This is a genomic window from Pseudomonadota bacterium (assembly GCA_041395565.1).
Classification (GTDB): Bacteria; Pseudomonadota; Gammaproteobacteria; order UBA9214; family UBA9214; genus UBA9214.
The window spans coordinates 367,787-389,685 of record JAWLAI010000006.1; the positions used below are offsets into that span (position 1 = coordinate 367,787).

Here is a 21,899-nt window from a genome sequence, read left to right on the forward strand (position 1 = left end):
GTATCCCCTGACAGACCGGACCGCCGGCAGTGGCAGGCAACCAAGGAGATCTAGAAATGAAAACACTGGAACTACAGCTGGTTACAGTTGGGCTGGATGATGGTAAGCAGGGTATTTTCGTGGGCCTGCCGCTGGTCACCGAGCAGACCGCCGAGGAGAACGGTCAGGTCGAAAACATCTGGTTTTCCAACGTGAAAGAGGTGCCGAGCAACCTGACCATGCAGGAACTGATGCACCTGATCGGCAAGCAGCTGTTCGACAAGCTGGCGACGCTGCAGTAGCCAAAAAACGTCACGTTTCTGACGCGCAGCGGCCGGATTCCGTCACAAACCGGCGTCGCGCGGCACCCGGAGCCGGCAACCGGACACGCCGATCGGATTCTGGTAAACCCGCGGCCGGCGCCTGCCGGGCTTGCCAGCCACAGGTGCCGGCACGGAACCGCAGCGCGCCGCGCAGACCGCCGGAGCGGCAGCGCCGGCACAGGATACACAGCCAACCATGAGCGCGAACATCATCGATCTCGGCGCGGGCCGCATGCCCGCACTGCCCGGCAGCTGCGAACCGGACGACGCCACCCTGCAGCAGCCGGAACTCTACAGCAACCGGTTTCACAGCCTGCTGGAATTCAATTACCGCGTGCTCGCCTACGCCAGGGACGCAGCGTTCCCGCTGCTGGAGCGACTCAAGCACCTGTGCATCACCAGCAGCAACCTCGACGAATTCTTCGAGATCCGCATCGCGGTCCTGAAACAGCGCCTTAAATCGGGCGCGATGCAGGCCGGCCCCGACAACCGCACGCCCGGCGAACTGCTGCAGACGCTGTCGGCGCAGGTGCGCGACTTCGTCGAGGAGCAGTATCGCATCCTGAACGACGAGCTGCTGCCGGAACTCGCCAGACAGGATATCCGCTTCCTGAAGCGCGCCGAATGGAGTGCCGCCCAGGAACGCTGGCTGCGCAATTTTTTTCGCAACGAGCTGGCCCCGATCCTGAGCCCGCTCGGGCTGGATCCGGCGCATCCCTTCCCGAAGGTCATCAACAAGAGCCTCAACTTTCTCGTCTCCCTCGAGGGCAAGGATGCATTTGGCCGCGATTCCGCACTGGCCGTGATCCAGGCACCGCGGGTGCTGCCGCGCATCATCCGGCTGCCGGCGGAGATCTCCGCGGGCAACCGGCATCTGTTCGTGTTCCTGTCCTCGATCATCCACGCCTTCATCGACGAACTGTTCCCGGGCATGACCAGCACCGGCTGCTACCAGTTCCGGGTCACCCGCAACAGCGACCTGTTCGTCGACGAGGAGGAAATCGAGGATCTGGCCCGCGCGCTCGAAGGCGAACTGCGCTCGCGGCGCTACGGCGACAGCGTGCGCCTGGAGGTGGCCGACAACTGCCCGGAAGAACTGCGCAAGTACCTGCTCACCCATTTCGGGCTGGGCAGCGACGACGTCTTCCAGGCCAACGGACCGGTGAATCTCAACCGCATGCTGGCCCTGTACGACCTGGTGGACCGGCCGGACCTGAAGTTCAAGGGTTTCACCTCCGGCATGCCGGCGCGTCTCAAGGGCAACAAGGACCTCTTCGCCGCCATCGCCCAGGGCGATATCCTGCTGCATCATCCCTACGAGTCGTTCCTGCCGGTCATCGACCTGCTCAAGCAGTCGGCCGCCGACCCGAACGTGCTGGCGATCAAGCAGACGCTGTATCGTACCGGCCCGGATTCGGCGATCGTCGACGCCCTGGTCAGCGCCGCGCGCGCCGGCAAGGAAGTCACCGTGGTCATCGAACTGCGCGCCCGCTTCGACGAGGCCGAGAACATCGGTCTCGCCAACCGCCTGCAGGCGGCCGGCGCCCACGTGGTGTACGGCGTGGTGGGATACAAGACGCACGCGAAGATGCTGCTGATCGTGCGCCGCGAGCCGCAGGGCGGCCTGGTCCGGTACGTGCATCTGGGTACCGGCAACTATCACCCGCGCACCGCGCGCCTGTACACGGACTATGGCCTGCTGACCTGCAATCCGCAGATCGGCGAGGACATCCACCACGTCTTCATGCAGCTGACCAGCCTCGGCAAGTTCCAGAATCTCAACTGCCTGCTGGAATCGCCGTTCACGCTGTTTCCGGCGCTGCTCGAATGGATCGAACACGAGGCACAGCAGGCACGCCAGGGCGGCAGGGCGCGCATCGTCATCAAGATCAACGCCCTGACCGAGATGAAGGCGATCCAGGCGCTGTACCGGGCATCGCAGGCCGGGGTGCAGATCGATCTGGTGATACGCGGCATGTGCTGCCTGCGCCCGGGCATACCCGGCATCTCGGACAACATCCGCGTCCGTTCCGTCGTCGGCCGCTTCCTCGAACATACCCGCGTCTACTATTTCCACAATGGCGGTAACGCCAGGCTCTACTGCGCCAGCGCCGACCTGATGGAACGCAACCTGTACCAGCGGGTCGAGGTCGCGTTTCCGGTGCTTGACGCGCAGGCGCGATCGCGCATACTTGACGAACTGGCCATCTATCTCAGCGACAACACCCAGGCCTGGATCCTCAATGCTGACGGCAGCTACACACCCGTTCATCCCGGCGCCGCGGAACCGGTCTGCGCGCAGTCCGCGCTGCTCGAACGGCTGGCCGACAACTGACGCTCCGGACCGCCGCCGGGGCCAGCCCGGATGACGGCCCGCACCCTCCTGCTCCTGCGCCACGGCAAGTCCGACTGGGACGCCGGCGCCGCCGACGACTACAGCCGCCCGCTGGCCAAGCGCGGCAAGCGTGCCAGCAAGCGCATGGGCCAGTGGCTGGCCGCACATGCCCCGCGTCCTGACATCGTGCTGGTTTCGCCGGCGGCCAGGACCATGGACACCGCCAGCCTGGCGTGCGCGGCGCTCGACCTCCCGCCGGAGCGGATCGTGCAGGACGCGCGCATCTACCTGGCGAGCCACGCCACCCTGCTCGGCGTACTCCGGGCGCTGCCGGCAGACGTGCGCACGGCTATGCTGGTCGGACACAACCCGGGCCTCGAGGAGCTGCTGTCCGCGCTGCTCGGTGCGGACCTGCCGCGACCGGACGATGGCAAACTCATGCCCACCGCGGCCGCGGCCCGACTGGAGCTGGACGGCGACTGGCAGGCACTCGGCAGCGCGCCGGTCCGGCTGGTCGGGCTGGTCCGGCCCCGCAGCCTCGCCGAGGACTGACTTCCGCTCCGCCGGCGGCGGCACGATTACGCTATAATCCGGCGCAGTCCGGTTACCCGCAGAGCCCGCCATGGCACGCGTGAAAATCTACAGTACGGCCAGATGCCCGTTTTGCGACAAGGCGAAACAGCTGCTGACCAAGTGGAAGATCCCCTACGACGAGGCGATGATCGACTCTGACATGGCCGCCAGGCGCGAATTCGCGCGGGTCACCAACGGCGCCCGTACCGTGCCGCAGATCGTCATCGACGGCACCTGCATCGGCGGCTTCACCGAACTGACCGAACTGCATATGGAGGACCGGCTCGATCACCTGGTCGAGGACCCGCGGTAACCCGGCATCCGCATGAAAGAAAAGAAGATCTACCGCATCTCGTTCTACAATCACGGCAACATCTACGAGCTGCATGCCCATAGCGTCCAGCAGGGTGGCCTCTATGCCTTCGTCGAGGTGGAGGGCATCATCTTCGGCGAACGCAGCTCGGTCGTGGTGGACCCCGCCGAGGAACGCCTGAAATCCGAATTTCAGGGTGTCAAACGCACCTACATACCGCTGCAGGCGGTCATCCGCATCGACGAGGTCGAGCGCGAGGGCAACAACCGCATCATCGAGGGTGGCGCCGGCACTGGCACGGTCATGCCCTTCCCGCTGCACCAGCCCGACCGCAAGCGCGACACCTAGGCGCAGCGCCGCCGGCACTCTTGCCTTATGCGGCCAAGTGTCGTCCAATTAGGCTGGAACCTATCTCACCATTCCCCGCGGCCGCAACCGTGGCGGTTTTGGTTCCTGGCAAGGCGGGGCACGCGTGTTCCAACCGTAGCCACTGCGCGAGCCGCAACCCGGCATGGGGCGGAATTCGTCCGGCACCCAAGGGGTTGCGCCCGGCCTGCGTGCCTGCTTTGGGGCGCCGCTTACCCGCGCGCCGAGGCTGCGCCGCACTGGCGTGGTGCGAGCGACGACGCGGCGCGACGGTATTATGAGATGGGTTCCAACAACGACAATCAGAAACGCGGAGAAGCGGCATGGACTATTCCAACATCATCACCCCCAAGCGCCTGACCAACATGCAGGAAATGGAGGTTCACGTGAGCGGGCCGGATGGTGCCAATCGCCTGTTCATCTACAGCGGCATGGCCGAGGTCGAACTCTGCGGCGGCATGCCCCATCCGCGCTGGTCGCTGGAGATCATCTGTTTCGACATCGGCAGGAAATACGATTGCGACAACGGCGAGGACGTGATCGGTATCGTGGCCTCGGCCGCGCTGGCGGGCAACCGCACGGATGGCGTGGCCAGCTTCGCCGGCTGGCAGATCTTCGGCGCCGCCGGTGAGCTGGACAAGTCCGATTGCCGGGTCCGCATGAACATCGCCGCGGGTGCGCGCGACACCCAGGCCTTCCTCGAGCAGATCTGCTTCCATGTCAACGTGCTGGCCAAGGTCAGGACCTAGCCGGCAACTCGGGGACAATGGCGCCGGACCGGGCTGCCGATAACGGCGCGGCAGCCGTTCCTCAACCCGGCTGACCCGGAGCCGGCAGCTGCATGGCTGCCGGCCAGACACCCAGATCGATACCCCACACACGCGGCAGCAGGAACCAGACGCAGGCCGTGATCAGGACGATGCCGATCAGATTGAGCCAGAAGCCCGCCTTTGCCATCTGCTGGATCGTCACGTAACGGCTGCTGAAGACGATGGCGTTCGGCGGCGTGGCGACCGGCAGCATGAAGGCGAACGAGGCGGCCACCACCGCCGCCACCATGACCCCGAAGGGATGCACCCCGATAGCAGCCGCGAGCGCCGCCATGACCGGTAACAGCAGCGAAGCGGTAGCGGTGTTGGATGTCACCTCGGTCAGGAAAATGACCAGCGTCACCACGCAGGCGAGCAGCAGCCACAGGTCGATGCCCTCCAGCGCGACCAGCCGGTCGGCCAGCCATTGCGCCAGCCCGGTCTCGTTGAAGCCCTGCGCCAGCGCGAAGCCCCCGCCGAACAGGATGATGATGTCCCAGGGTATGGTCACCGCGGTTTTCCAATCGAGCAGGAACTCGCGCCGTTTGAGATCGACCGGGATCAGAAACAGCAGCAGCGCCCCGGCGATGGCGATGGTGGAGTCCTGCACCTGGCGCAGTGCCGCCGGCTGGTAGAAGCCGCGCAGCACCCACAGGCAGGCTACCGTGAGAAACACCGCGGCCACCTGCCGTTCCTGGCGCGTCATCGGACCGAGCCGCAGCAGCTGCTCGCGGATGTATGCCCGCCCACCCGGCAACTGCCCCCCTGCGCAGCGAAACTGGACGCGGGTCAGGTACAGCCAGGTCAAGACCAGCATCACCAGCGCGACGGGCAAACCGAAGGCCATCCACGTGCCGAAGCTGATGCTGTAGCCGAAGCTGCGCTCGACCACCCCGGCGAATATGGCATTGGGGGGCGTCCCGATCAGCGTGGCCACCCCGCCGATGGAGGCGGCATAACCGATACCGAGCATCAGGGCGACACCGAAACCCGCCGCACCGGCGTCGGTTCCACCGCGGCCCTCCAGCTCGCGCAGTACCGCGGCGGCGATGGTAACCATCATCATGGTGGTAGCCGTGTTGCTGATCCACATGGACAGCAGCGCCGTGGCGAGCATGAAACCCAGGACGATACGCCGCGGGGTCACGCCGACGATGCGAATGGTGTGCAGGGCGATACGGTGGTGCAGGTTCCATTTCTCGATGGTGACCGCGATGAGGAAGCCACCCAGGAACAGGTAGATCAGATGATGGCCATAGGCGCGCGTGACCGCCGCCCCGTCCATCACGCCGAACAGCGGAAACAGTGCCACCGGCAGCAGCGCGGTGGCGGGGATCGGGATCGCCTCGGTCAGCCACCACACTGCCATCAACGCCGCCACGGCGGCCATGCGCATACCCGCGGGCGTCATTCCGGCCGGCAGCGGCAGGGCCAGCAGCGCCAGCAGCAGCGCCGGTCCGAGCAGCAGGCCGACCAGGTGGCGCCGCTCAGGCAAGACTCAGCTCCTGCTGCGCCGGGACGAGAACGAGCTGCCGCAGCAGCGCGGACTCGCGCCGGTAAAAACCCTCGGTGTGGAACGAATCGTCCAGACCAAGGTATTCGTAGTCGAGGTGGTGACAGAGCTCGTGCAGCAGGGTGCGCAGAAATGTCCTGTACGCCACGACCCGCCGTTGCTGCGCGGTGCGCATCCACACGCTGATACGCGCCCTGCGGCGCCGGTCAGCGGGCTCGTACAAACCATGCAGTTCGCCGCGCGCATCGTGCGGACGCGCGCTCAGCACGCGGGTCTGCACGGGAACGACAGCGAGCTGGCCGGTGATGCCGTCGGCCAGCCGCTGGCAGTGCAGCCCGACCCTGGCGGCATCGCCGTGTGCGAGCGCGGCCTGCAGGGCAACGGCGCAAGGTTGCAGCGGCGCCGGGTCCGGCAGCGCAACCGTGTGGATCCGGTCGCTGGCGCGGTAGACGGCGCGGGCCGCGGGAGCAAGTCTGCTGTACCAGGAGAACGCCACGCAGGCATTATCGACCGCCGCCGCGCTGCACGCAAACAGGGTGCAGACGACCGCCCGCGCCGCTCAGAGCGCCGTCATGCGGATACGCCAGCGCGCCGGGAAATCGAGGATGCCCCGGGAACGGCGCAGCCAGCGCAGGTACCGGCGGGAGGCACGGAAGCCTTCCCGGAACGACAGTTTCATGTGGTCGACCCGGTCCAGCTGACCGCCCTTGAGGCCATGCTCGAAACCTGCGCAGAAGCGATCGCGCTGCAGCGTGGAGGGTATCCTGATACCGAGCTCGGCGGGTGTGGGGTAGTGGCTGTCCATCGCGGCACCTCATATTCACGATAGCTTCATTTGCACTATCGGCTACCGCGCCGGAGCGTTGAATATCCGCAACACGCTGTTATCGGGCAGATAAATTTTCCTGCAACGAATATCCCGGGGCGCTGTCCATTAGCAGTACCGATCCAGACCGCCAGGACGTGCACATGAAAACACCCGCTCTCCGCCGCTGGCTGCTCGCGCTGCCACTGGCACTCGCCGCTGCCTGCGCGACCGCGGCACCCGCCAGTGCCGCTCCCGGCACAGCCGTGGCGACCTTCGCCGGCGGCTGCTTCTGGTGCATGGAACCCCCGTTCGACAAACTCGACGGCGTAATCTCGACAACCCCGGGCTATACCGGCGGGCACAAGGAGAATCCGACCTACCAGGAGGTATCCGCCGGCGGGACCGGGCATGCCGAGGCGGTGCAGATCGTCTACGACCCCACGCGGGTCAGTTACCAGCAATTGCTCGACGTATACTGGCACAACATCGATCCGACCTCGGCCGACGGCCAGTTCTGCGACCGGGGGGATCAGTATCGCAGCGAGATCTTCTATCACACCCCGGAGCAACAGCGCCTGGCGCAAGCTTCGAAGGCGGCGCTGGAGCGGGACAAGCCGTTCGAAGACCCGGTCGTCACGCGCATCAGCGCGGCAGGCACCTTTTACCCGGCGGAGGAATACCACCAGGACTACTACCTGAAGAACCCCTTGCGCTACAAGTTCTACCGCTTCGGCTGCGGCCGCGACCCGCGCCTGGAGGAGCTCTGGGGCAAGCCCGGGTAGCAGCCGCCCTCAGTGCCGGAAGAAGAACTCGATGGTCGGGTTGCGGTAATGCCGCCCGAGCCTGCGCTCCTGCCAGGCGATGGCAACCAGCGCGGCGCCGGCGCTGATCAGGACCGTGGCAACGATGATCGCGAGCAACGGCGGAAACAGCACCAGCAGGATGCCGGCTGCGATGAGAAATATTCCTGCACCCATAGCACACTCCGGATATCGATTCGGTTCACCTGCTAATATCGGGTCGATTCGAGCCATTGCAAGGCATGGCAGTCGCATGGAAAAGATCGTTATCCACAAACCCGGCGGCTATGACCGCCTGGTCATCGAACAGCACCCGGAACCCGCAATCACAGCGGATGACACGGTAGTGATCGATGTCCGCGCCGCCGGCGTCAACTACGCCGACTGCGTGACCCGCATGGGGCTGTACGCCTCGGCCCGGCATTACGTCGGTTACCCGGTCACGCCCGGCTTCGAGGTGGCCGGCACGGTACGAGCAACCGGCGCCGCGGTGACCGATCTCGCGCCCGGCACCGCCGTGATCGCCGTCACGCGCTTCAACGCCTATGCCACGGCAGTGGCGGTGCCGCGCCGCCAGGTCTTCCCGCTGCCGCCGGCACTGTCATTCGAGACTGCAGCGGCACTGCCCACAGTCGCCCTGACCGCCTGGTACGGGCTGTTCGAGCTCGCCCATCCGCATGCCGGAGACACGCTGCTGGTGCACTCGGCCGCCGGCGGCGTCGGCAGCATGCTGGTACAGCTGGGGAAGCTTGCCGGCTGCCGGGTGATCGGCGTGGTCGGGGCGGCCCACAAGGCCGCTTACGTCTCGGCACTGGGCGCGGATGCGGTCATCGACAAGTCCACGCAGGCGCTTTGGCAGACGGCAGCACGCCTGGCCCCTGGCGGCTATCAGGTGATACTCGATGCCAATGGCGTGGCGACCCTCGGCGCGAGTTACCGCCACCTCGCGCCCACGGGCCGTCTGGTGATCTACGGCTTTCACAGCATGCTGCACACGCGCGCGGGCAAACCGGGCCGCCTGCGCCTGGCGATCGACTGGCTGCGCACCCCGCGCTTCAGCCCGTTCGACCTCACCACGCGCAACCGCGGCGTCCTCGGTTTCAACCTCAGCTACCTCTTCGAGCACGGCACCACGCTGCAGCGCGGGATGCGGCAGATCCTCGACTGGCAGGCTGCCGGCGCGCTACGCCCGCCGGCGGTGACACCCTACCCCTGGACGGAGGTGGCCGCAGCCCACCGTGCGCTGGAATCCGGCGCGACCACCGGCAAGCTGGTGCTGGTCATGGCGTAAGCGATGCCGCCGCGCCGTCCGGCGCTGCGCACACCGGCACGAGATTCTCGAAGAACTGCCGGCTGGCCGCCTGCCAGGTATGACGCAGCGCTTCCGCGCGGCAGCGCCCACGGTCGAGCTCGAGCGCGGCCAGCGCGGCCTTGCGCAGATCGTGATCGAGGATACCGGTTGCGCCCGGCGTGACCACGTCGCGCGGCCCGGTCACCGGGAATGCGGCCACCGGCACGCCGCAGGCCATGGCCTCCAGCATGACCAGCCCGAAGGTATCAGTCAGGCTGGGAAAGACGAACACATCCGCGCTGGCGACGTAGCGCGCCAGTTCCCTGCCGAAGCGGTACCCCGCAAACAAAACACCGGGCCAGCGTTTTTTCAGCCGTTCCAGATCCGGGCCGTCGCCGACAACGCATTTGCTGCCCGGCAGGTCGAGCGCGAGGAATGCCTCGAGATTCTTTTCCACTGCCACCCTTCCGGCATAGGTGAACAGCGGCCGGGCAACGGCGAGCGGCTCGCGCTCGTCCGGAGTGAAGACGGCGGTATCGACACCGCGCGACCAGCGCACGATGTTGCGGAAACCCCAGTGCCGCAGCAACGCCTCCTGGCTGGCGGTGGCAACCATGGTGCGCGCTGCGGCGGCATGGAAACGCCGCACGAAGGCATAGGACACACGCAACGGCAGCGGCACGCGCTTGCGCACGTATTCGGGAAACTGGGTGTGATACGAGGTCGTGAATGCCAGACTGTTGCGCAGGCAGTAACTGCGCGCCGCCAGCCCGAGCGGACCTTCGGTCGCGACGTGGATATGGTCCGGCTGCAACGCATCGAGCTGTGCGTGCAGCCGGCGCGCGGGCAGCAGGGCCAGCCTGATCTCCGGATAGGTCGGACACGGCACGGTGCGATGGTCGAACGGGGTCAGCAGCCGGACCGTGCAACCCATTTCGGTCAGACCCGCGCACGTATGCTGCAGGGTGTTGACGACGCCGTTCACCTGCGGCAGCCAGGCGTCGGTCACGATGGCGACAGTACGTGCACTCGGAGACCGTGTGGTGACATTTGCTGCGTGCGCGATCACGGACGCAGATTCTTCCCGGCGCAGGTTACCGCACGATTACACCAGGGTTACAGCTGCGTTACGCCGCCGCGGCAGCCGCGGCAGGTGTCATAAAATCTACACGGAACGGTAACGCAACTGTTGCAATCCAGTGGCAGTGTGGATAACGGACAAAGCTGAGGGAGAGCGATACCCGTGTCCGCCTCCACGTATGCCGGCATGTTTTACAGCGTGGCCCGCAAACTCGACAGCGCCGACATCAGCGTCTGCGCGTATTTGAACCGGCTCAGCCGGCGCATCCCGGTACGCGCGCTGTTTCGTACCGTCAGCCGGCTGGGTGACGGCGTCATCTGGTACAGCCTGATGGCGCTGCTGCCGCTCGTCGGCGGCCGCGACGGCCTGTTTATCAGCCTGCACATGGCGCTGACGGCACTCGCCGGCCTGCTGGTTTACAAGGTCACCAAGCGCTGCTCCGGACGCGAACGGCCCTTTGTGCGCCATTCCACACGGGTGGCCTGCGCGATGCCGCCGCTGGACCGCTACAGCTTCCCCTCCGGACATACCCTGCATGCGGTCAGCTTCACGTTGGTGCTGTGCAGCTATTTTCCCCAGATGCTGTGGGTGCTGCTGCCGTTCGCCCTGCTCGTGGCGCTCTCGCGCATGATCCTGGGCCTGCACTACCCGAGCGACGTGCTCGCCGGCGCGTTGATCGGCGCGCTGCTCGCACTGGCCAGTTTCAGCCTCTCCGGGCTGTTCGGTGGCGTCACGGTCAGCTGAAGAACCGTTCGTATATGACCGTACCCCAGCACAGCAACACCAGCCAGAGACTGAAAAACACTGCGGCGGAACCCATGTCCTTGGCCTGGCCCGAGAGCTGGTGGCGGTCGGCGCCGATGCGGTCGATCGCTGCCTCGATGGCAGAGTTGAGCAGTTCCACGACCAGCACGAGTAGACAGCTGCCGGCCAGCAGCGCACGCTCCACGGCGTTGCCGCCGACCCAGAACGCCGCCGGCACGAGCACCAGGCACAACACCAGTTCCTGGCGGAACGCCGCCTCGTTGTCCCAGCCGGCGCGGATACCGGCCAGCGAATACAGACCGGCATTCCAGATCCGCCGCAGCCCGCCCGCCTGATTGTGCTTGGCCATGTCGACCCCCTGTTGAGGAACGGCAAGTGTACACAGACTCATTCTGCGCATCCAGCCGCGCCACCCCGGCGGCTGCAGTAACGGCACGTACAACTGCACATCACCGGAGCATCCAACAGGAGTCGACGCATGCTTGAGGAACACAGTGCAAAATCGCACCACAGCGCGCATTACCGGGCCATCTGGCTGTCCGACATCCACCTGGGAACGCGTGGCTGCAAGACCGATTTCCTCCTGGATTTCCTGCGCCGCAATGAGTCGGATTACCTCTATCTCGTGGGCGACATCATCGACGGCTGGTCGCTGCGCCGCGGCTGGTACTGGGACCAGAAACACAACGATGTGATCCAGAAGCTGCTGCGCAAGGCCCGCAAGGGCACCCGCGTGATCTACATTCCCGGCAACCATGACGAATTCGCGCGCGCCTACGCCGGCATGAACTTTGGCGGCATCGCCGTGGAGCGGCATGCGATACACCGGCTGCACGACGGCCGCCGCCTGCTGGTGACGCATGGCGACGAATTCGACGGCGTCATACGCTACGCCCGCTGGATGGCGGTGCTCGGGGACATTGCCTACCAGGCGGTGCTGGCGCTGAACCACTGGTTCAACAAGGCGCGCCGGCAGCTCGGTTATCCCTACTGGTCGCTGTCGGCCTATCTCAAGCACCGCGTGAAGAATGCCGTGCAGTTCATCGAGGACTTCGAGTCGATGGTGGTGCGCGAGGCGGCCATTCACGGCGTCGACGGCGTGGTGTGCGGACACATACACAAGGCCGAACTCCGGCAGATCGACGACCTCCTCTACTGCAACGACGGCGACTGGGTGGAGAGCTGCACCGCGCTGGTCGAGACGCGGGAAGGCCGGCTCGAGATCCTGCACTGGACCGACGCCGACAACGTGATCGATCTCGATCGCGGCGAACAGCAGGCGGCCGCCGCCTGATCCCACGACTGACCGGTCTATCACATGAATATACTGATGCTATCGGACGTGTATTTCCCGCGCGTGAACGGCGTGTCGACCTCGATCGCCACGTTTCGCCGCGCGCTCGCGGAACAGGGCCACCGGGTCTGCCTGGTCGCCCCCGACTACGGCTACCCGTCGGACGACGAGACGGACATCATCAGGATCCCGGCACGCCGGCTGCCGTTCGATCCCGAAGACAGGCTGATGCGGACCGGCGCGATCCTCGCACTCGAGGACCGGTTGCGCGAACAGCAGTTCGACCTGCTCCACATCCAGACCCCCTTCGCCGCGCACCGGACCGGCATGCAACTCGCGCGCCGGCTTGGCCTGACCGCCGTCGAGACCTATCACACCTATTTCGAGGAGTATCTGTATCACTACATCCCGCTGCTCCCGCGGCAGCTGTTGCGCGCCGCCGCCCGCTACTTCACGCGCGCGCAGTGCAACCGCCTCGCCGCCGTGGTCGTCCCGTCACAGGCCATGCTCGACGTGCTGCGGGGATACGGCGTCCAGCGGCCGATCAGTATCATTCCCACCGGGCTCGAGCCGCAGAGCTATGGCAACTACTCGGGTCAACGGTTCCGGGAGCAGCACGGCATCGCGCCGGATCGGCCGGTGATGGTGCATGTCGGGCGTGTCGCCCACGAGAAGAACATCGGTTTCCTGCTGGAGGTCGTCGCGGCGGTAGCCGCAGTGCTGCCGCATGCCCTGCTCGTGATTGCGGGTGAGGGACCGGCGCGCCGGCAGCTGCGGCGGCAGGTGGCGGACATGGGGCTGCAGGACAACGTCATGTTCATCGACTACCTGCCGCGCGGCCCCGCGCTGTGGGAATGCTACAGCTGCGGGGACGTTTTCGTCTTCGCATCGGCCACCGAAACCCAGGGGCTGGTGCTGCTGGAAGCGCTGGCGCTCGGGATCCCGGTCGTCTCGACCGCCCGGCTCGGCACCACGGATATCCTGGCGGCCGGCAGGGGCGCACTGGTTGCCGATGCCACGGTCAGTGATTTCGCGGCCAAGGTGTGTGCCGTGCTGGGCAGGACCGGCCTGCGCGAACGCCTGGCGCAGGAAGCGCGCGACTACGCACGCGAATGGTCGGCCGGGAAGATGGCGCAACGGCTGACCGAATTCTACGCACACCTCGCGCCCGCCCGCGCTTCCGTGCGCCTGCCGGGCCGGCGCAAGACCGCGCCCGCCGGCTGACGCCGGCACGGCGCGGCGCGGGCTCAGTCGGCGAATTCCAGGCGCTCCTGTACGCCGTCGAGTCCGCGCTGCGCGCACGCCGCATCCTTGTCCCCGCCCGGCGCGCCGCTCACGCCGACGGCACCGATCAGCGCGCCGGCCGCCGTCACCGGGAGTCCGCCCTCGAGCAGCAGGACGCCGTCAAGTTCGTTGAACTCGTCGCGCACCGCCGCCATGTTCTGGCGCAGCGCACCGGACGCCAGGCCCGACATCACCACGGCATTGGCCTTGTTCTGCGCCAGCTGCAGCATGTACTTGCTGGTGAACACATCGCGCATCACGACCACGGGGTCGCCGCTGCGGTCCGTCACCACCACGGCGACCTGGTAGCCGTCCTTGCGGCAGGCGTCGATCGCGCCCTGCGCAATGTCGCGCGCCAGGTCCAGGCCCAGCAGGCGCGACGGCACCACATCCTCGGCCCCGGCGCCCACGGCAGCCACCATGCCGGCAGCCAGCGCCAGGCACTCGTACAGTCTTGCTTTCATGGCTCCACCTCCTGTTGCAGTCCCAGGCCCCGGATGCGCTGCAGCGTATCCGGGGCCACCTCCAGCAGTCCGGCATCGACCAGGCGCGGCACGAGCACACGCCAGCCGGGATCCGCCCTGAATGCCTGCTCGAATACCGGCAGTGCGGCATCGACGCGCTGCGCATTCACCAGCGAGACGGCGTGCCAGAATTTCATCTCGGCATTCTCCGGGGCCAGCGCCTCCGCCGCGCTGTAATGCGCGAGCGCGCCGTCGATGTCGTCGCGCTCGAGCGCATGGTCGCCGGCGTTCATCTGATCGTAGGCGGTCTCCAGCGTCAGCAGGCGGCGCAGTTCGCGCAGCGGCGCCGGGTTGTCCTCCACGTGCAGGTTCACCAGCGTGTCCTCCCAGGGCCGCGCCGTCGCCTGTCCGCGCACCACGAGCAGCGCGGCTGACTGCCTTCCGCGCAGATCGCCGCCGGCCGCCTGCGCCGCCTCCAGCGCCGCCAGCATGCGCTCGGCGAGAGTGCCGCGGGCGGCGCGGAAGGCCGCGGCCATGGCCGCGGGCACGCCGCTGCCGGACATCAGGTTGGCCTGGACCGCGAAATCCGCGCCGGCCAGGTGACCGGCGTACGCGATGCACTGGCCGCCGGTATGCTGGGCAATGCGGCCCCGGGCGTCGATCATTCCGACCTGGCGCAGCGCCGGCGTGGGATCATCGTGCAGCAGCCGCTCCAGGGCCTCCGGCGCGGAGCTGCCCTGCTGCATCAGCGCCAGTCCTTCCACGCCGTAGCGCACGTCGATGAAAGACTGGGTGGCGACCGCGCCGACCCCGGCGCGCGCCCATGGCACGAGTGTGCCCACCGCGAACCAGTGCGACTGCACCGCGACGCCGAGTTCCCCGGTATCCGGGTCACGCGCCACGATCGAATAGGTATGCACCGGACGCCGCGGCTCCGCTGCCGCCTGCGCGGCGGACAGCAGGCAGCCGATCACCAGCAGCACCATCAGGGCGCGCATGCCTTGTCTCCGCAGGTCATACCGTGCACACTCATGCAACGCTGTCGCTCCAGCAGTCCCGGCACATAGTATGCGAACCATCCCGCCCCATGTCACCCTGGCACTGCTCCTGCTGCTGCCGCCCGCGCTGACCCAGGCCGCGGAACCGCGCGCCTTGCGCGGACCCTACGTCGAGACCGACGCGCTGCAGGTCGTGCTGATACCGCGCACACCGGAGCAGATGGCCGCGTTTTACGAGGCCCGGGGCTTTCCGCCTGCGGCGATCGAGCGTATCCGCAGGACCTGCTTCGTGACCGTCCATATCGAGAACCGGAGTCGGGATATCATCTGGCTGGATCTCGATCAATGGACCTTCACCAGCGCCGGCCAGCCGCTGCACCGTCTCGCGGGCACGGACTGGAACGCGCAGTGGGACGAGATCGACCTGCGCCAGGCCAGCCGCTCCACCTTCGGCTGGACCCAGCTGCCGGCGCTGCGCGATCTGCAGCCGGACGAATCGGTCGGCGGCAACCTCGTATTTCCCGGTGACACCGGCACGCTGACCGTCGCGGCCCGTTTTCCCGTCGGCGCCGGGCGTCAGGGCAAGGCGCTCGCCGTCGGCTTCGGCGGCATCCAGTGCGGCCAGGCGGCGGCGACGCCATGACTGCCGCGCTCCGCCTCGCCTGCCTCCTCTGCGTGCTGCTGCCGGCAGTGACCGCGCACGGCACCGATCTGCCCCCCGGTATCCTGCACGTGGACGGCGTACCCGCGCCGGCACTCGCGCTGGCCGACCTCGACGGTACGCCCTACGACCTCGCGCAGACACAGGGGCACTGGCGCTTCGTGCACTTCTGGGCGAGCTGGTGCGGGCCGTGCCGCCGGGAGATGCCCAGCATTCAGCAGTTGCTGCCGCTGCTCGGGGACACGGATCTCGAGATCGTGCTGGTCAACACGGCCGAGACCGAAGACGAGGTATTTGCCTTCCTGGCGGCCGTCGCACCCGACCTCGTCCCGCTGCTGGACAGCGACGGACTGGTCACGGAAGCCTGGCAACCGCGCGGCCTGCCCGCGACCTTCCTGGTCGACCCTGCCGGCAGGATCCGCTATCAGGCCCTCGGCGGACGCCCGTGGACAGAACCGGCCTACGTCGGATTCCTGCACCGGCTCGCGCCGGCACAATCCGCGCGCTAGAGCCACTCCAGCAGGTAATAGATGAACTGACCCTCCGAGGATTTGGAGGGCCCCACGACACGCGCGGCGTGGCGCTGCCGTGCCGGGTCGGCCGCCGCGCAGGCCGCCGCACGGGTGGGGAACAACTCGACGCAACCGGCCGGGTAGCGCTTGCGGCTCGGTCGCGGCGTGAAGATCACGGCGAAACGCTCCTGCGATACGCCGGTTTCGGGATCGGGCGGGACGATACCGCGCAGGCTCATGACGCACCCGCCGCGCCGCACAGTTCCGGGCGCAGCAGCCACTCCAGCACCCAGCGCTCGTGCGCGCCGCGCGCCAGGCACAGCACGGAACCCGGCCGGAAGCCGACCAGCTCCCGCTCCGCATCCTGCACCAACAACAGCGCGACCAGCCGCGCCATGAACGGCAGGTGTCCCACCACCAGGACATCCTCCTGCCAGACATCGGCGTCGGCGATGAATTCCCCGACCGCAGCGTTCGGCCCGAGTCCCGTGACCGCCTCGACCCGGCCCCGCGGCATGACACGCCGGGCCAGGATTTCCGCGGTTTGCAGCGCCCGCGGCTTGCCGCTGTGCCAGACCCGCTGCACCCGCACACCGGCCGCACCCAGCGCGCGCGCGACGCACTCCACCTCCGCGCGCCCGGCCTCGCTCAGCGGGCGCTGCGGGTCCTCCGCCTCGCTCAGTGCCTGGCCATGCTGCGCGAGGTAGAGCTTCATGCCGGCGTTCCCGGCAGCATTGGCGCACCTGCCGCCGGACCGCCGCGGCGCTGCCGGGCGGCCCCGGCCGGCATGGCGAGGCGGGATGCACGGGCGCTGAGCGCAGGCCGCGTGGGACGGGGATGCAACATCTCAGCAGCTACGCCCGCACCTGAGCTGCCGCACGACCAGGACGACCAGCAGCGCGGCCAGCAGCAGCGGATCGACGGCGCCGCCACCGCCGCGGTAGGAGTCGCGGTAGGACACGGTGACGCTCTTGTCCTGCTTGATGCGTTCGCGGAAGCTGTCGAGTTCGGTCTCGAGATTGCCGGTCATGTCGGCCATCGCGGCGGCGAAACTCTCCTCGCGCGCCGTGCGCAGCACCTTGCCGCTGCCCACCAGGGTACTGGTACGCGAGGCACGGTGCACGCCCGGCGCCCGGAACAGCAGCTTGTGCGTGTTGACGTCGAAGATCGCCGTATCGACGAAGGTCTGTACGTCGGTATCGCTGCCCTTGATGATGTAGGCACCGACGATGGTCCAGTAGAACAGCGAGGCCTTGTTGTCGTCGCTGTTGGCGACCTGGTCGTAGGATACCAGCGCCATGACGTCGAGCCCGTACAACCGCGCGATCTGGTCGACGCCCTCGAAGCCCTTGCTGGAGCGCAGATAAGTGTCGGGGATGATGGTGATCTCGCTGATGAAATCGCGGTCGGCGAAGCGCTGCCGCACCTGCTCCAGCAACTGCGCCTTGCCGGCCTCGGACAGTCCCGGGGTGTTGTTGGTACCGGCCGGCACGAACGCCAGTCCGACGTGCAGGGGCACCTCCAGGTGCGGGATGTTCTGGTCGTGCTTCGGCGGGATCTTGCCGTCCGGGTAGAGATAATCCACCAGGCTGCTGGAGACGCCCTGCCTGGCATGCCGGCCTTCGAAATAATCCTGCCACAGCGTGGTACACCCCGACGCCAGCAGCGCGACGAGCAACACCGGCAGGACACGCCCGCAACTGAATCGCATAATCTCCTCCCCGTTGAATGGAACCCGTGCCGCACACCCGCGCCAGCGCGGCCGTCGCGGCGGTCGTCCTGGCGCGACGCACACAGCGGCGCGTAGCCGATGCTACATGAGCGGACCGCCGCAAGGCCAGGCACCGGGATCGCCCGCCCGGGGACCGGCCCCGGTGCCGGGGCATGCGCGCGGCAGGATCAACGCCCGGCGATGAAATCCACCACCGTGCGCACCGTCTCCCGGTCGCGCAGGATACGACCATGGCCCAGCCCGCGGGTCTTCAGCAGGCGCGCCCCGGGCCAGGCCGCGGCGATGCGCGCCCCCTGCTGCCAGGGCACGCTGCTGTCGAGTTCGTCGTGCACGATCAGGGCGGGACCCGCGAGTCGGCGCACGTTGTTCTCGGTGGAGATGCGGGCGCGGAAATCCCCCGCGAAGCGCGCCTCCAGCCGCCGGTCGAGGTCCCGCACCACGGCCGGGTGCAGGCTCAGCGTGGCGGCGAAACTCTCGAGCAGGAAATCGACATCGGCCGGCGCGCTGATACAGACCACGCGCTGCACGGCCAGGCCGTGATTCATCGCGTAGGCGAGCACCATGCCCCCGAACGAGTGCGTGATCGCCCCGTGCAGCGGACCGTGCTGCCGACCCAGCGCCAGCAGCACCTCGGCGCATTCCAGGACATTGGTGCGGGTACCCGGGGTCGCGCCGTGCCCCGGGGCGTCGAGCGCGATGACCTGGTAGCCGGCATTGACCAGCGGTTCCACGAACGCGGCCACCTGGCTGCCGCGTCCGGACCAGCCATGCATGAACAGCACAGCGGGCCCGCTGCCCCAGCGATAGACCGCCACCGGGATATCACGCACCATGAGTGTCTCGCGCAGCGACGCGTACGCGGCCTGCCGGCCGGCGGCGGATTCCGGAAAACGGCGGGTACTGAACCAGAGCGCGTAGGCCCAGCGCCCCAGCAGCCGCGGCGCCAGCCCGCCGACCGGCCCGAACAGGAAGCGCATGACGCGCAGTCCCGGCGGCAACGGCCGGTGATCCGGGCGCGCGCCGTGCAGTTGTTCCTTGCGAGTGGACATGGGGATCACCAGTCCGCCAAGCATAGCGCGGGAACCGCCGCAGCGGCAGCCCGCCGCCCGGCGGCAAGCCACAATCGCACTGATATACATCGATTTATCCGCAGCCCTTCCGGCTCGTACAGAAATCCGTATGATGGCCCACCATTACCCCGCCTCCCCGCGGCGGGCGGATCACGGCACAGCAACGACAGTGGAGCGACCATGGCAACAACGGTAGATGAACTGACCATCCGGTATGAGGAAGACGGCATCGAAACCGTGAAGGAACTGGACAAGCAGATCCTGACCAAGGGCGCCTGGTCGACGGTGATCTACCGGTACCAGGACTGGGACCGCGCCAAGCAGGCCTATGGCCCGGACAAGTACTCCATTCGCCGATACCAGAAGCGCGGCGGCGAATACCAGATGAAATCGAAATTCAATATTTCGAGCAAGGAGCAGGCGGAAAAGATCATCGCCGCCCTGCAGGCCTGGATCGGCTAGGCCTGCCCGGCCGCATCGGCGACCCGCGCCGCCGCCAGCGCATCCCGGGTTACCGCCTCCCCGCGCAGGAGCGCCTCGAACAGTGCGCGCTGGCGCGATGATACGTGCGCCGCTTCCGCATCCAGGCAATCGAAATGATATTGCAGGGCCGCCCTGACCATGGCCCGCGGACGCCGGCTGATCTCGACCCGGCCCGGCGCGCCGGTGCAGCCGGCCTCGATCTGCTGCGCCAGCGCATCCAGGGTATAGCGCGCGACCTGGGCACAGTCCGAACCGCCGGCAGGATAGGCGGCGGCGGCATACGCGCGGATCGCTCCGCACAGGATATCCCTGACCTCGGTGTCGCAGGTTAGCTGGAGTTTGCCGGCGGCCATACCCGATTCTAGCGCGCGCCGGGCAAAAAAACGGCCGGAGGACCGGCCGGACGGAGTGACACTGCCGCGGTGACTATTCGTCGGCGAACACGTCGTAGAGCTGTTCCTTCAGGAGTTCGTCTTCCTGCATCATCTCGAGCTTGCGCCTGGCGAGGGCCTTGCGCAGCGCCTTGAGCGCGGCCATCCCCTTGCGCCGTTTTTTCCTCCCCCGTTTCTTTTTCGGTACCACATCCTGAGTGACTGCGCTCATGACTGCTCCCCCCTGGGAAATCTGCGGTGCCAACCGGCTGGGCTCTGGAGGTCTATCGGCCATGCCGGAAACGCGCTTTAGACGCCCCCCGGCAGGCCCGGCCGGGGCACCGTCGAAATGTCTACAGCATCCTGTTTTCGCAAGATATTTGACGGGAAACGGGGTCAGGCGGACGGGCCCGCAGGACGGCCGCGCTACTGCGCCGGCGCCGGCGGTTGCGCTATCCTGAACCCGACGACACGGCAGGGGTCAGAACAGCGAGGTGACGCAATGAAGCTTGCGGGATGGTTGTGCTGGGGTGTGCTGACATGCCTGCCGGTGAGCGGCGGGAGCGCGCCGGTCTATTCCTGGACGGACGCGGACGGCGTGACCCATTACAGCGAGAGCCCGCCGCCGGACGCGGCGACGGAACACGCCACGCTGGAACTCGAGCCCGCGCCCGTGCTGCCCCCGCCCATGGCGGACGACTACTATTCCGTGGCCAACCAGGCCGCCCGCATGGAGGCCCGGCGCCTGGAGCAGGAACGCCGGCGCGCGGAGATCCGGCGGCTCCAGGCCGAGGCGCAGCGGGCGGCGGCGGAAGCCGCTGCCGCGGCGGCACAACCACCGGAGGCGGCGGAGGCACGCACCGAGGTGTGGTATCCGCTGTATCCCTGGCAGCGCTTTGGTTACCGTCCCTACCCGCATGCGCACGAATACCCGCAGCGTCCGCCGCAGCGGCCGCCGCCGCAACGCAACAAAAAGCTCGTGATCGAGCCGGAGCGGCACTGAACGACCGCGGCGGGCCCGGTGGCTGCTACACTCTGCCCAGTCCACAATTGAACGCTATTCCGCATGAACGACGAAGACAGCGCCCTGCAGTTTCCCTGCCTGTTTCCCATCAAGGCCATGGGCAGAAGCGGTACCGACCTGGATCTGGTCGTGGTCGAGATCGTACGCCGGCATGTTCCCGACCTGGCCGAGGGCGCGGTGCGCAGCCGCGCGAGCACGCACGGCAAATATATCTCGGTGACCGTGACCGTCACTGCCACCAGTCGCGCCCAGCTGGACGCCATCTACCAGGACCTGGTCGATTGTGACACCGTCATCATGGCGCTGTGACCCGCCCGCGCACCCCATCCGTCCGGATGGCGCAGCGGTCGACGCCCTGCGGGTCCGCCGCCGCGGCCGGCTCGATTACCGTGCCGCCTGGCAGGAAATGCAGGACTTCACGGAACAGCGCACGGCGGCGACAGCGGATGAACTCTGGTTCCTCGAACATCCCCCGGTGTTCACCCTCGGCCGTAACGGCAAGGAGGAGCACCTGCTCGATCCCGGCACGATCCCGGTCATCCGCGTGGACCGCGGCGGCCAGGTCACCTACCACGGACCCGGACAGCTGGTGGTCTACACCCTGCTCGATCTGCGGCGCCGGCAACTGGGTGTACAATCGCTGGTCAACCGGCTGGAGCAGGCGGTGATCGACCTGCTCGCGGCACAGGCCGTCCCCGCCCACCGGCGCGCGGGCGCGCCCGGCGTCTACGTCGAGGGGCGCAAGATCGCCGCACTGGGACTGCGGGTACGCCGGGGCTGCAGCTTCCACGGGCTCAGCCTCAACGTGGACATGGACCTGGCGCCGTTTGCCCGGATCAACCCGTGCGGCTACCGCGACCTCGAGGTGACCCAGCTGGCAGACCTCGGCGTATGCACCACCCCGGCCGCGCTCAGCACGGCACTGCAGGACCACTTGGAAGAACAGCTAGCGCAACGGCCATGAACGACAGCGACAGAAAGCAGCGCGGCGCGGCGAAGACCGCCCGCATCCCCATCAAGGTCGAGACGACCACGCGCCCGCCGCGCAAG

At 67.4% G+C, this 21,899-nt stretch carries 31 protein-coding genes; 17 read left to right on the forward strand and 14 right to left on the reverse strand.

Annotation, left to right across the window (positions count from 1 at the left end; translation table 11 throughout):
* Positions 1 to 56 precede the first annotated feature (56 nt).
* The 6 genes from R3F42_11615 to R3F42_11640 all read left to right on the forward strand — a co-directional run bounded on the left by R3F42_11615 (position 57) and on the right by R3F42_11640 (position 4,638).
* A complete protein-coding gene (locus R3F42_11615; protein MEZ5542679.1) occupies positions 57 to 281 on the forward strand; it encodes a hypothetical protein in 225 nt (74 codons plus the stop codon).
* A gap of 253 nt (positions 282 to 534) precedes the next feature.
* Entirely contained in the window at positions 535 to 2,637 is a 2,103-nt protein-coding gene (gene ppk1, locus R3F42_11620; protein ID MEZ5542680.1) for a polyphosphate kinase 1, read from the forward strand.
* A 30-nt stretch (positions 2,638 to 2,667) separates the two neighbouring features.
* Positions 2,668 to 3,189, forward strand: a complete 522-nt coding sequence (locus R3F42_11625; GenBank protein MEZ5542681.1) for a histidine phosphatase family protein — start codon at positions 2,668 to 2,670, stop codon at positions 3,187 to 3,189.
* A 70-nt stretch (positions 3,190 to 3,259) separates the two neighbouring features.
* Positions 3,260 to 3,523, forward strand: a complete 264-nt coding sequence (locus R3F42_11630; GenBank protein MEZ5542682.1) for a glutaredoxin domain-containing protein — start codon at positions 3,260 to 3,262, stop codon at positions 3,521 to 3,523.
* 12 nt (positions 3,524 to 3,535) lie between these two features.
* The gene (locus R3F42_11635) at positions 3,536 to 3,871 is read left to right on the forward strand and encodes a DUF1820 family protein (protein MEZ5542683.1); all 336 of its coding nucleotides are present in this window, start codon (positions 3,536 to 3,538) and stop codon (positions 3,869 to 3,871) included.
* 341 nt (positions 3,872 to 4,212) lie between these two features.
* Complete coding sequence (locus tag R3F42_11640; GenBank protein ID MEZ5542684.1) at positions 4,213 to 4,638, forward strand: hypothetical protein; 426 nt, start codon at positions 4,213 to 4,215, stop codon at positions 4,636 to 4,638.
* A gap of 61 nt (positions 4,639 to 4,699) precedes the next feature.
* Here R3F42_11640 and R3F42_11645 read toward each other — a convergent pair whose 3' ends face one another.
* From R3F42_11645 to R3F42_11655, 3 genes are all read right to left on the reverse strand, one after another.
* Positions 4,700 to 6,193 carry a DASS family sodium-coupled anion symporter gene (locus R3F42_11645; protein ID MEZ5542685.1) on the reverse strand — a complete coding sequence of 498 codons (1,494 nt, stop codon included), beginning with the start codon at positions 6,191 to 6,193 and terminating at the stop codon, positions 4,700 to 4,702.
* Complete coding sequence (locus R3F42_11650) at positions 6,186 to 6,707, reverse strand: hypothetical protein (protein MEZ5542686.1); 522 nt, start codon at positions 6,705 to 6,707, stop codon at positions 6,186 to 6,188. The genes R3F42_11645 and R3F42_11650 overlap by 8 nt, the downstream gene beginning before the upstream one ends.
* 63 nt (positions 6,708 to 6,770) lie before the next feature.
* Positions 6,771 to 7,016 carry a hypothetical protein gene (locus tag R3F42_11655; protein ID MEZ5542687.1) on the reverse strand — a complete coding sequence of 82 codons (246 nt, stop codon included), beginning with the start codon at positions 7,014 to 7,016 and terminating at the stop codon, positions 6,771 to 6,773.
* A 164-nt stretch (positions 7,017 to 7,180) separates the two neighbouring features.
* Between R3F42_11655 and msrA the strand changes: the two genes are divergently transcribed.
* The gene (msrA, locus tag R3F42_11660; protein ID MEZ5542688.1) at positions 7,181 to 7,801 is read left to right on the forward strand and encodes a peptide-methionine (S)-S-oxide reductase MsrA; all 621 of its coding nucleotides are present in this window, start codon (positions 7,181 to 7,183) and stop codon (positions 7,799 to 7,801) included.
* A 9-nt stretch (positions 7,802 to 7,810) separates the two neighbouring features.
* Here msrA and R3F42_11665 read toward each other — a convergent pair whose 3' ends face one another.
* Entirely contained in the window at positions 7,811 to 7,996 is a 186-nt protein-coding gene (locus tag R3F42_11665; GenBank protein MEZ5542689.1) for a hypothetical protein, read from the reverse strand.
* 76 nt (positions 7,997 to 8,072) lie between these two features.
* On the opposite strand from R3F42_11665, the gene R3F42_11670 reads away from it, so the two are divergent.
* The gene (locus tag R3F42_11670) at positions 8,073 to 9,110 is read left to right on the forward strand and encodes a medium chain dehydrogenase/reductase family protein (GenBank protein ID MEZ5542690.1); all 1,038 of its coding nucleotides are present in this window, start codon (positions 8,073 to 8,075) and stop codon (positions 9,108 to 9,110) included.
* Here R3F42_11670 and R3F42_11675 read toward each other — a convergent pair.
* Entirely contained in the window at positions 9,100 to 10,119 is a 1,020-nt protein-coding gene (locus R3F42_11675) for a glycosyltransferase family 1 protein (GenBank protein MEZ5542691.1), read from the reverse strand. The two genes, R3F42_11670 and R3F42_11675, sit on opposite strands and share 11 nt — an antisense overlap.
* A gap of 258 nt (positions 10,120 to 10,377) precedes the next feature.
* Here R3F42_11675 and R3F42_11680 point away from each other — a divergent pair, with 258 nt between their 5' ends.
* A complete protein-coding gene (locus R3F42_11680) occupies positions 10,378 to 10,935 on the forward strand; it encodes a phosphatase PAP2 family protein (protein MEZ5542692.1) in 558 nt (185 codons plus the stop codon).
* Here R3F42_11680 and R3F42_11685 read toward each other — a convergent pair.
* The gene (locus R3F42_11685; GenBank protein ID MEZ5542693.1) at positions 10,928 to 11,305 is read right to left on the reverse strand and encodes a diacylglycerol kinase; all 378 of its coding nucleotides are present in this window, start codon (positions 11,303 to 11,305) and stop codon (positions 10,928 to 10,930) included. The genes R3F42_11680 and R3F42_11685 overlap by 8 nt on opposite strands.
* 129 nt (positions 11,306 to 11,434) lie before the next feature.
* On the opposite strand from R3F42_11685, the gene R3F42_11690 reads away from it, so the two are divergent.
* Positions 11,435 to 12,250: a UDP-2,3-diacylglucosamine diphosphatase gene (locus R3F42_11690; protein MEZ5542694.1), complete on the forward strand. Its 816-nt coding sequence runs from the start codon at positions 11,435 to 11,437 to the stop codon at positions 12,248 to 12,250.
* A gap of 24 nt (positions 12,251 to 12,274) precedes the next feature.
* Positions 12,275 to 13,474, forward strand: a complete 1,200-nt coding sequence (locus R3F42_11695) for a glycosyltransferase (protein ID MEZ5542695.1) — start codon at positions 12,275 to 12,277, stop codon at positions 13,472 to 13,474.
* Between the two features lie 23 nt (positions 13,475 to 13,497).
* Here the strand turns inward: R3F42_11695 and R3F42_11700 are convergent, their stop codons facing one another.
* Both R3F42_11700 and R3F42_11705 read right to left on the reverse strand, forming a co-directional pair.
* Entirely contained in the window at positions 13,498 to 13,998 is a 501-nt protein-coding gene (locus R3F42_11700; protein ID MEZ5542696.1) for a heme-binding protein, read from the reverse strand.
* Positions 13,995 to 14,996, reverse strand: coding sequence for a DUF1028 domain-containing protein (locus R3F42_11705; GenBank protein MEZ5542697.1), 1,002 nt, complete (start codon positions 14,994 to 14,996; stop codon positions 13,995 to 13,997). The genes R3F42_11700 and R3F42_11705 overlap by 4 nt, the downstream gene beginning before the upstream one ends.
* 70 nt (positions 14,997 to 15,066) lie before the next feature.
* On the opposite strand from R3F42_11705, the gene R3F42_11710 reads away from it, so the two are divergent.
* A complete protein-coding gene (locus tag R3F42_11710; GenBank protein MEZ5542698.1) occupies positions 15,067 to 15,639 on the forward strand; it encodes a hypothetical protein in 573 nt (190 codons plus the stop codon).
* Positions 15,636 to 16,166 (forward strand): TlpA disulfide reductase family protein, encoded by a 531-nt coding sequence (locus R3F42_11715; protein MEZ5542699.1) that lies wholly within the window; start codon positions 15,636 to 15,638, stop codon positions 16,164 to 16,166. The genes R3F42_11710 and R3F42_11715 overlap by 4 nt, the downstream gene beginning before the upstream one ends.
* On the opposite strand, the gene R3F42_11720 is transcribed toward R3F42_11715, so the two are convergent.
* The 4 genes from R3F42_11720 to R3F42_11735 all read right to left on the reverse strand — a co-directional run bounded on the left by R3F42_11720 (position 16,163) and on the right by R3F42_11735 (position 18,950).
* Positions 16,163 to 16,408, reverse strand: coding sequence for a hypothetical protein (locus R3F42_11720; protein MEZ5542700.1), 246 nt, complete (start codon positions 16,406 to 16,408; stop codon positions 16,163 to 16,165). The two genes, R3F42_11715 and R3F42_11720, sit on opposite strands and share 4 nt — an antisense overlap.
* Positions 16,405 to 16,884: a phosphohistidine phosphatase SixA gene (gene sixA, locus R3F42_11725; protein ID MEZ5542701.1), complete on the reverse strand. Its 480-nt coding sequence runs from the start codon at positions 16,882 to 16,884 to the stop codon at positions 16,405 to 16,407. The genes R3F42_11720 and sixA overlap by 4 nt, the downstream gene beginning before the upstream one ends.
* A gap of 132 nt (positions 16,885 to 17,016) precedes the next feature.
* On the reverse strand, positions 17,017 to 17,880 hold the full coding sequence (gene rhlP / locus R3F42_11730) for a rhombotarget lipoprotein (protein ID MEZ5542702.1): 864 nt from the start codon (positions 17,878 to 17,880) through the stop codon (positions 17,017 to 17,019).
* Positions 17,881 to 18,068: 188 nt separating this feature from the next.
* Complete coding sequence (locus R3F42_11735; protein MEZ5542703.1) at positions 18,069 to 18,950, reverse strand: alpha/beta fold hydrolase; 882 nt, start codon at positions 18,948 to 18,950, stop codon at positions 18,069 to 18,071.
* 201 nt (positions 18,951 to 19,151) lie between these two features.
* Here R3F42_11735 and R3F42_11740 point away from each other — a divergent pair, with 201 nt between their 5' ends.
* Positions 19,152 to 19,433 (forward strand): hypothetical protein, encoded by a 282-nt coding sequence (locus R3F42_11740; protein ID MEZ5542704.1) that lies wholly within the window; start codon positions 19,152 to 19,154, stop codon positions 19,431 to 19,433.
* Here the strand turns inward: R3F42_11740 and R3F42_11745 are convergent.
* Both R3F42_11745 and R3F42_11750 read right to left on the reverse strand, forming a co-directional pair.
* Complete coding sequence (locus R3F42_11745) at positions 19,430 to 19,807, reverse strand: hypothetical protein (protein MEZ5542705.1); 378 nt, start codon at positions 19,805 to 19,807, stop codon at positions 19,430 to 19,432. The genes R3F42_11740 and R3F42_11745 overlap by 4 nt on opposite strands.
* Positions 19,808 to 19,880: 73 nt before the next feature.
* The gene (locus tag R3F42_11750) at positions 19,881 to 20,057 is read right to left on the reverse strand and encodes a hypothetical protein (protein MEZ5542706.1); all 177 of its coding nucleotides are present in this window, start codon (positions 20,055 to 20,057) and stop codon (positions 19,881 to 19,883) included.
* A gap of 270 nt (positions 20,058 to 20,327) precedes the next feature.
* On the opposite strand from R3F42_11750, the gene R3F42_11755 reads away from it, so the two are divergent.
* The 3 genes from R3F42_11755 to lipB all read left to right on the forward strand — a co-directional run bounded on the left by R3F42_11755 (position 20,328) and on the right by lipB (position 21,813).
* Positions 20,328 to 20,828 (forward strand): DUF4124 domain-containing protein, encoded by a 501-nt coding sequence (locus R3F42_11755; protein MEZ5542707.1) that lies wholly within the window; start codon positions 20,328 to 20,330, stop codon positions 20,826 to 20,828.
* A 63-nt stretch (positions 20,829 to 20,891) separates the two neighbouring features.
* Positions 20,892 to 21,158 carry a DUF493 domain-containing protein gene (locus R3F42_11760; GenBank protein MEZ5542708.1) on the forward strand — a complete coding sequence of 89 codons (267 nt, stop codon included), beginning with the start codon at positions 20,892 to 20,894 and terminating at the stop codon, positions 21,156 to 21,158.
* A gap of 46 nt (positions 21,159 to 21,204) precedes the next feature.
* Positions 21,205 to 21,813: a lipoyl(octanoyl) transferase LipB gene (lipB, locus tag R3F42_11765; GenBank protein ID MEZ5542709.1), complete on the forward strand. Its 609-nt coding sequence runs from the start codon at positions 21,205 to 21,207 to the stop codon at positions 21,811 to 21,813.
* Positions 21,814 to 21,899: the final 86 nt, after the last annotated feature.

Coding starts and splice junctions, on each gene's coding strand:
- R3F42_11615 (MEZ5542679.1), top strand. CDS start 57: ATGAAAACACTGGAACTACAGCTGGTTACAGTTGGGCTGGATGATGGT.
- ppk1 (MEZ5542680.1), top strand. CDS start 535: ATGCCCGCACTGCCCGGCAGCTGCGAACCGGACGACGCCACCCTGCAG.
- R3F42_11625 (MEZ5542681.1), top strand. CDS start 2,668: ATGACGGCCCGCACCCTCCTGCTCCTGCGCCACGGCAAGTCCGACTGG.
- R3F42_11630 (MEZ5542682.1), top strand. CDS start 3,260: ATGGCACGCGTGAAAATCTACAGTACGGCCAGATGCCCGTTTTGCGAC.
- R3F42_11635 (MEZ5542683.1), top strand. CDS start 3,536: ATGAAAGAAAAGAAGATCTACCGCATCTCGTTCTACAATCACGGCAAC.
- R3F42_11640 (MEZ5542684.1), top strand. CDS start 4,213: ATGGACTATTCCAACATCATCACCCCCAAGCGCCTGACCAACATGCAG.
- R3F42_11655 (MEZ5542687.1), bottom strand. CDS start 7,016: ATGGACAGCCACTACCCCACACCCGCCGAGCTCGGTATCAGGATACCC.
- msrA (MEZ5542688.1), top strand. CDS start 7,181: ATGAAAACACCCGCTCTCCGCCGCTGGCTGCTCGCGCTGCCACTGGCA.
- R3F42_11665 (MEZ5542689.1), bottom strand. CDS start 7,996: ATGGGTGCAGGAATATTTCTCATCGCAGCCGGCATCCTGCTGGTGCTG.
- R3F42_11670 (MEZ5542690.1), top strand. CDS start 8,073: ATGGAAAAGATCGTTATCCACAAACCCGGCGGCTATGACCGCCTGGTC.
- R3F42_11680 (MEZ5542692.1), top strand. CDS start 10,378: ATGTTTTACAGCGTGGCCCGCAAACTCGACAGCGCCGACATCAGCGTC.
- R3F42_11685 (MEZ5542693.1), bottom strand. CDS start 11,305: ATGGCCAAGCACAATCAGGCGGGCGGGCTGCGGCGGATCTGGAATGCC.
- R3F42_11690 (MEZ5542694.1), top strand. CDS start 11,435: ATGCTTGAGGAACACAGTGCAAAATCGCACCACAGCGCGCATTACCGG.
- R3F42_11695 (MEZ5542695.1), top strand. CDS start 12,275: ATGAATATACTGATGCTATCGGACGTGTATTTCCCGCGCGTGAACGGC.
- R3F42_11700 (MEZ5542696.1), bottom strand. CDS start 13,998: ATGAAAGCAAGACTGTACGAGTGCCTGGCGCTGGCTGCCGGCATGGTG.
- R3F42_11705 (MEZ5542697.1), bottom strand. CDS start 14,996: ATGCGCGCCCTGATGGTGCTGCTGGTGATCGGCTGCCTGCTGTCCGCC.
- R3F42_11710 (MEZ5542698.1), top strand. CDS start 15,067: ATGCGAACCATCCCGCCCCATGTCACCCTGGCACTGCTCCTGCTGCTG.
- R3F42_11715 (MEZ5542699.1), top strand. CDS start 15,636: ATGACTGCCGCGCTCCGCCTCGCCTGCCTCCTCTGCGTGCTGCTGCCG.
- R3F42_11720 (MEZ5542700.1), bottom strand. CDS start 16,408: ATGAGCCTGCGCGGTATCGTCCCGCCCGATCCCGAAACCGGCGTATCG.
- sixA (MEZ5542701.1), bottom strand. CDS start 16,884: ATGAAGCTCTACCTCGCGCAGCATGGCCAGGCACTGAGCGAGGCGGAG.
- rhlP (MEZ5542702.1), bottom strand. CDS start 17,880: ATGCGATTCAGTTGCGGGCGTGTCCTGCCGGTGTTGCTCGTCGCGCTG.
- R3F42_11735 (MEZ5542703.1), bottom strand. CDS start 18,950: ATGTCCACTCGCAAGGAACAACTGCACGGCGCGCGCCCGGATCACCGG.
- R3F42_11740 (MEZ5542704.1), top strand. CDS start 19,152: ATGGCAACAACGGTAGATGAACTGACCATCCGGTATGAGGAAGACGGC.
- R3F42_11745 (MEZ5542705.1), bottom strand. CDS start 19,807: ATGGCCGCCGGCAAACTCCAGCTAACCTGCGACACCGAGGTCAGGGAT.
- R3F42_11750 (MEZ5542706.1), bottom strand. CDS start 20,057: ATGAGCGCAGTCACTCAGGATGTGGTACCGAAAAAGAAACGGGGGAGG.
- R3F42_11755 (MEZ5542707.1), top strand. CDS start 20,328: ATGAAGCTTGCGGGATGGTTGTGCTGGGGTGTGCTGACATGCCTGCCG.
- R3F42_11760 (MEZ5542708.1), top strand. CDS start 20,892: ATGAACGACGAAGACAGCGCCCTGCAGTTTCCCTGCCTGTTTCCCATC.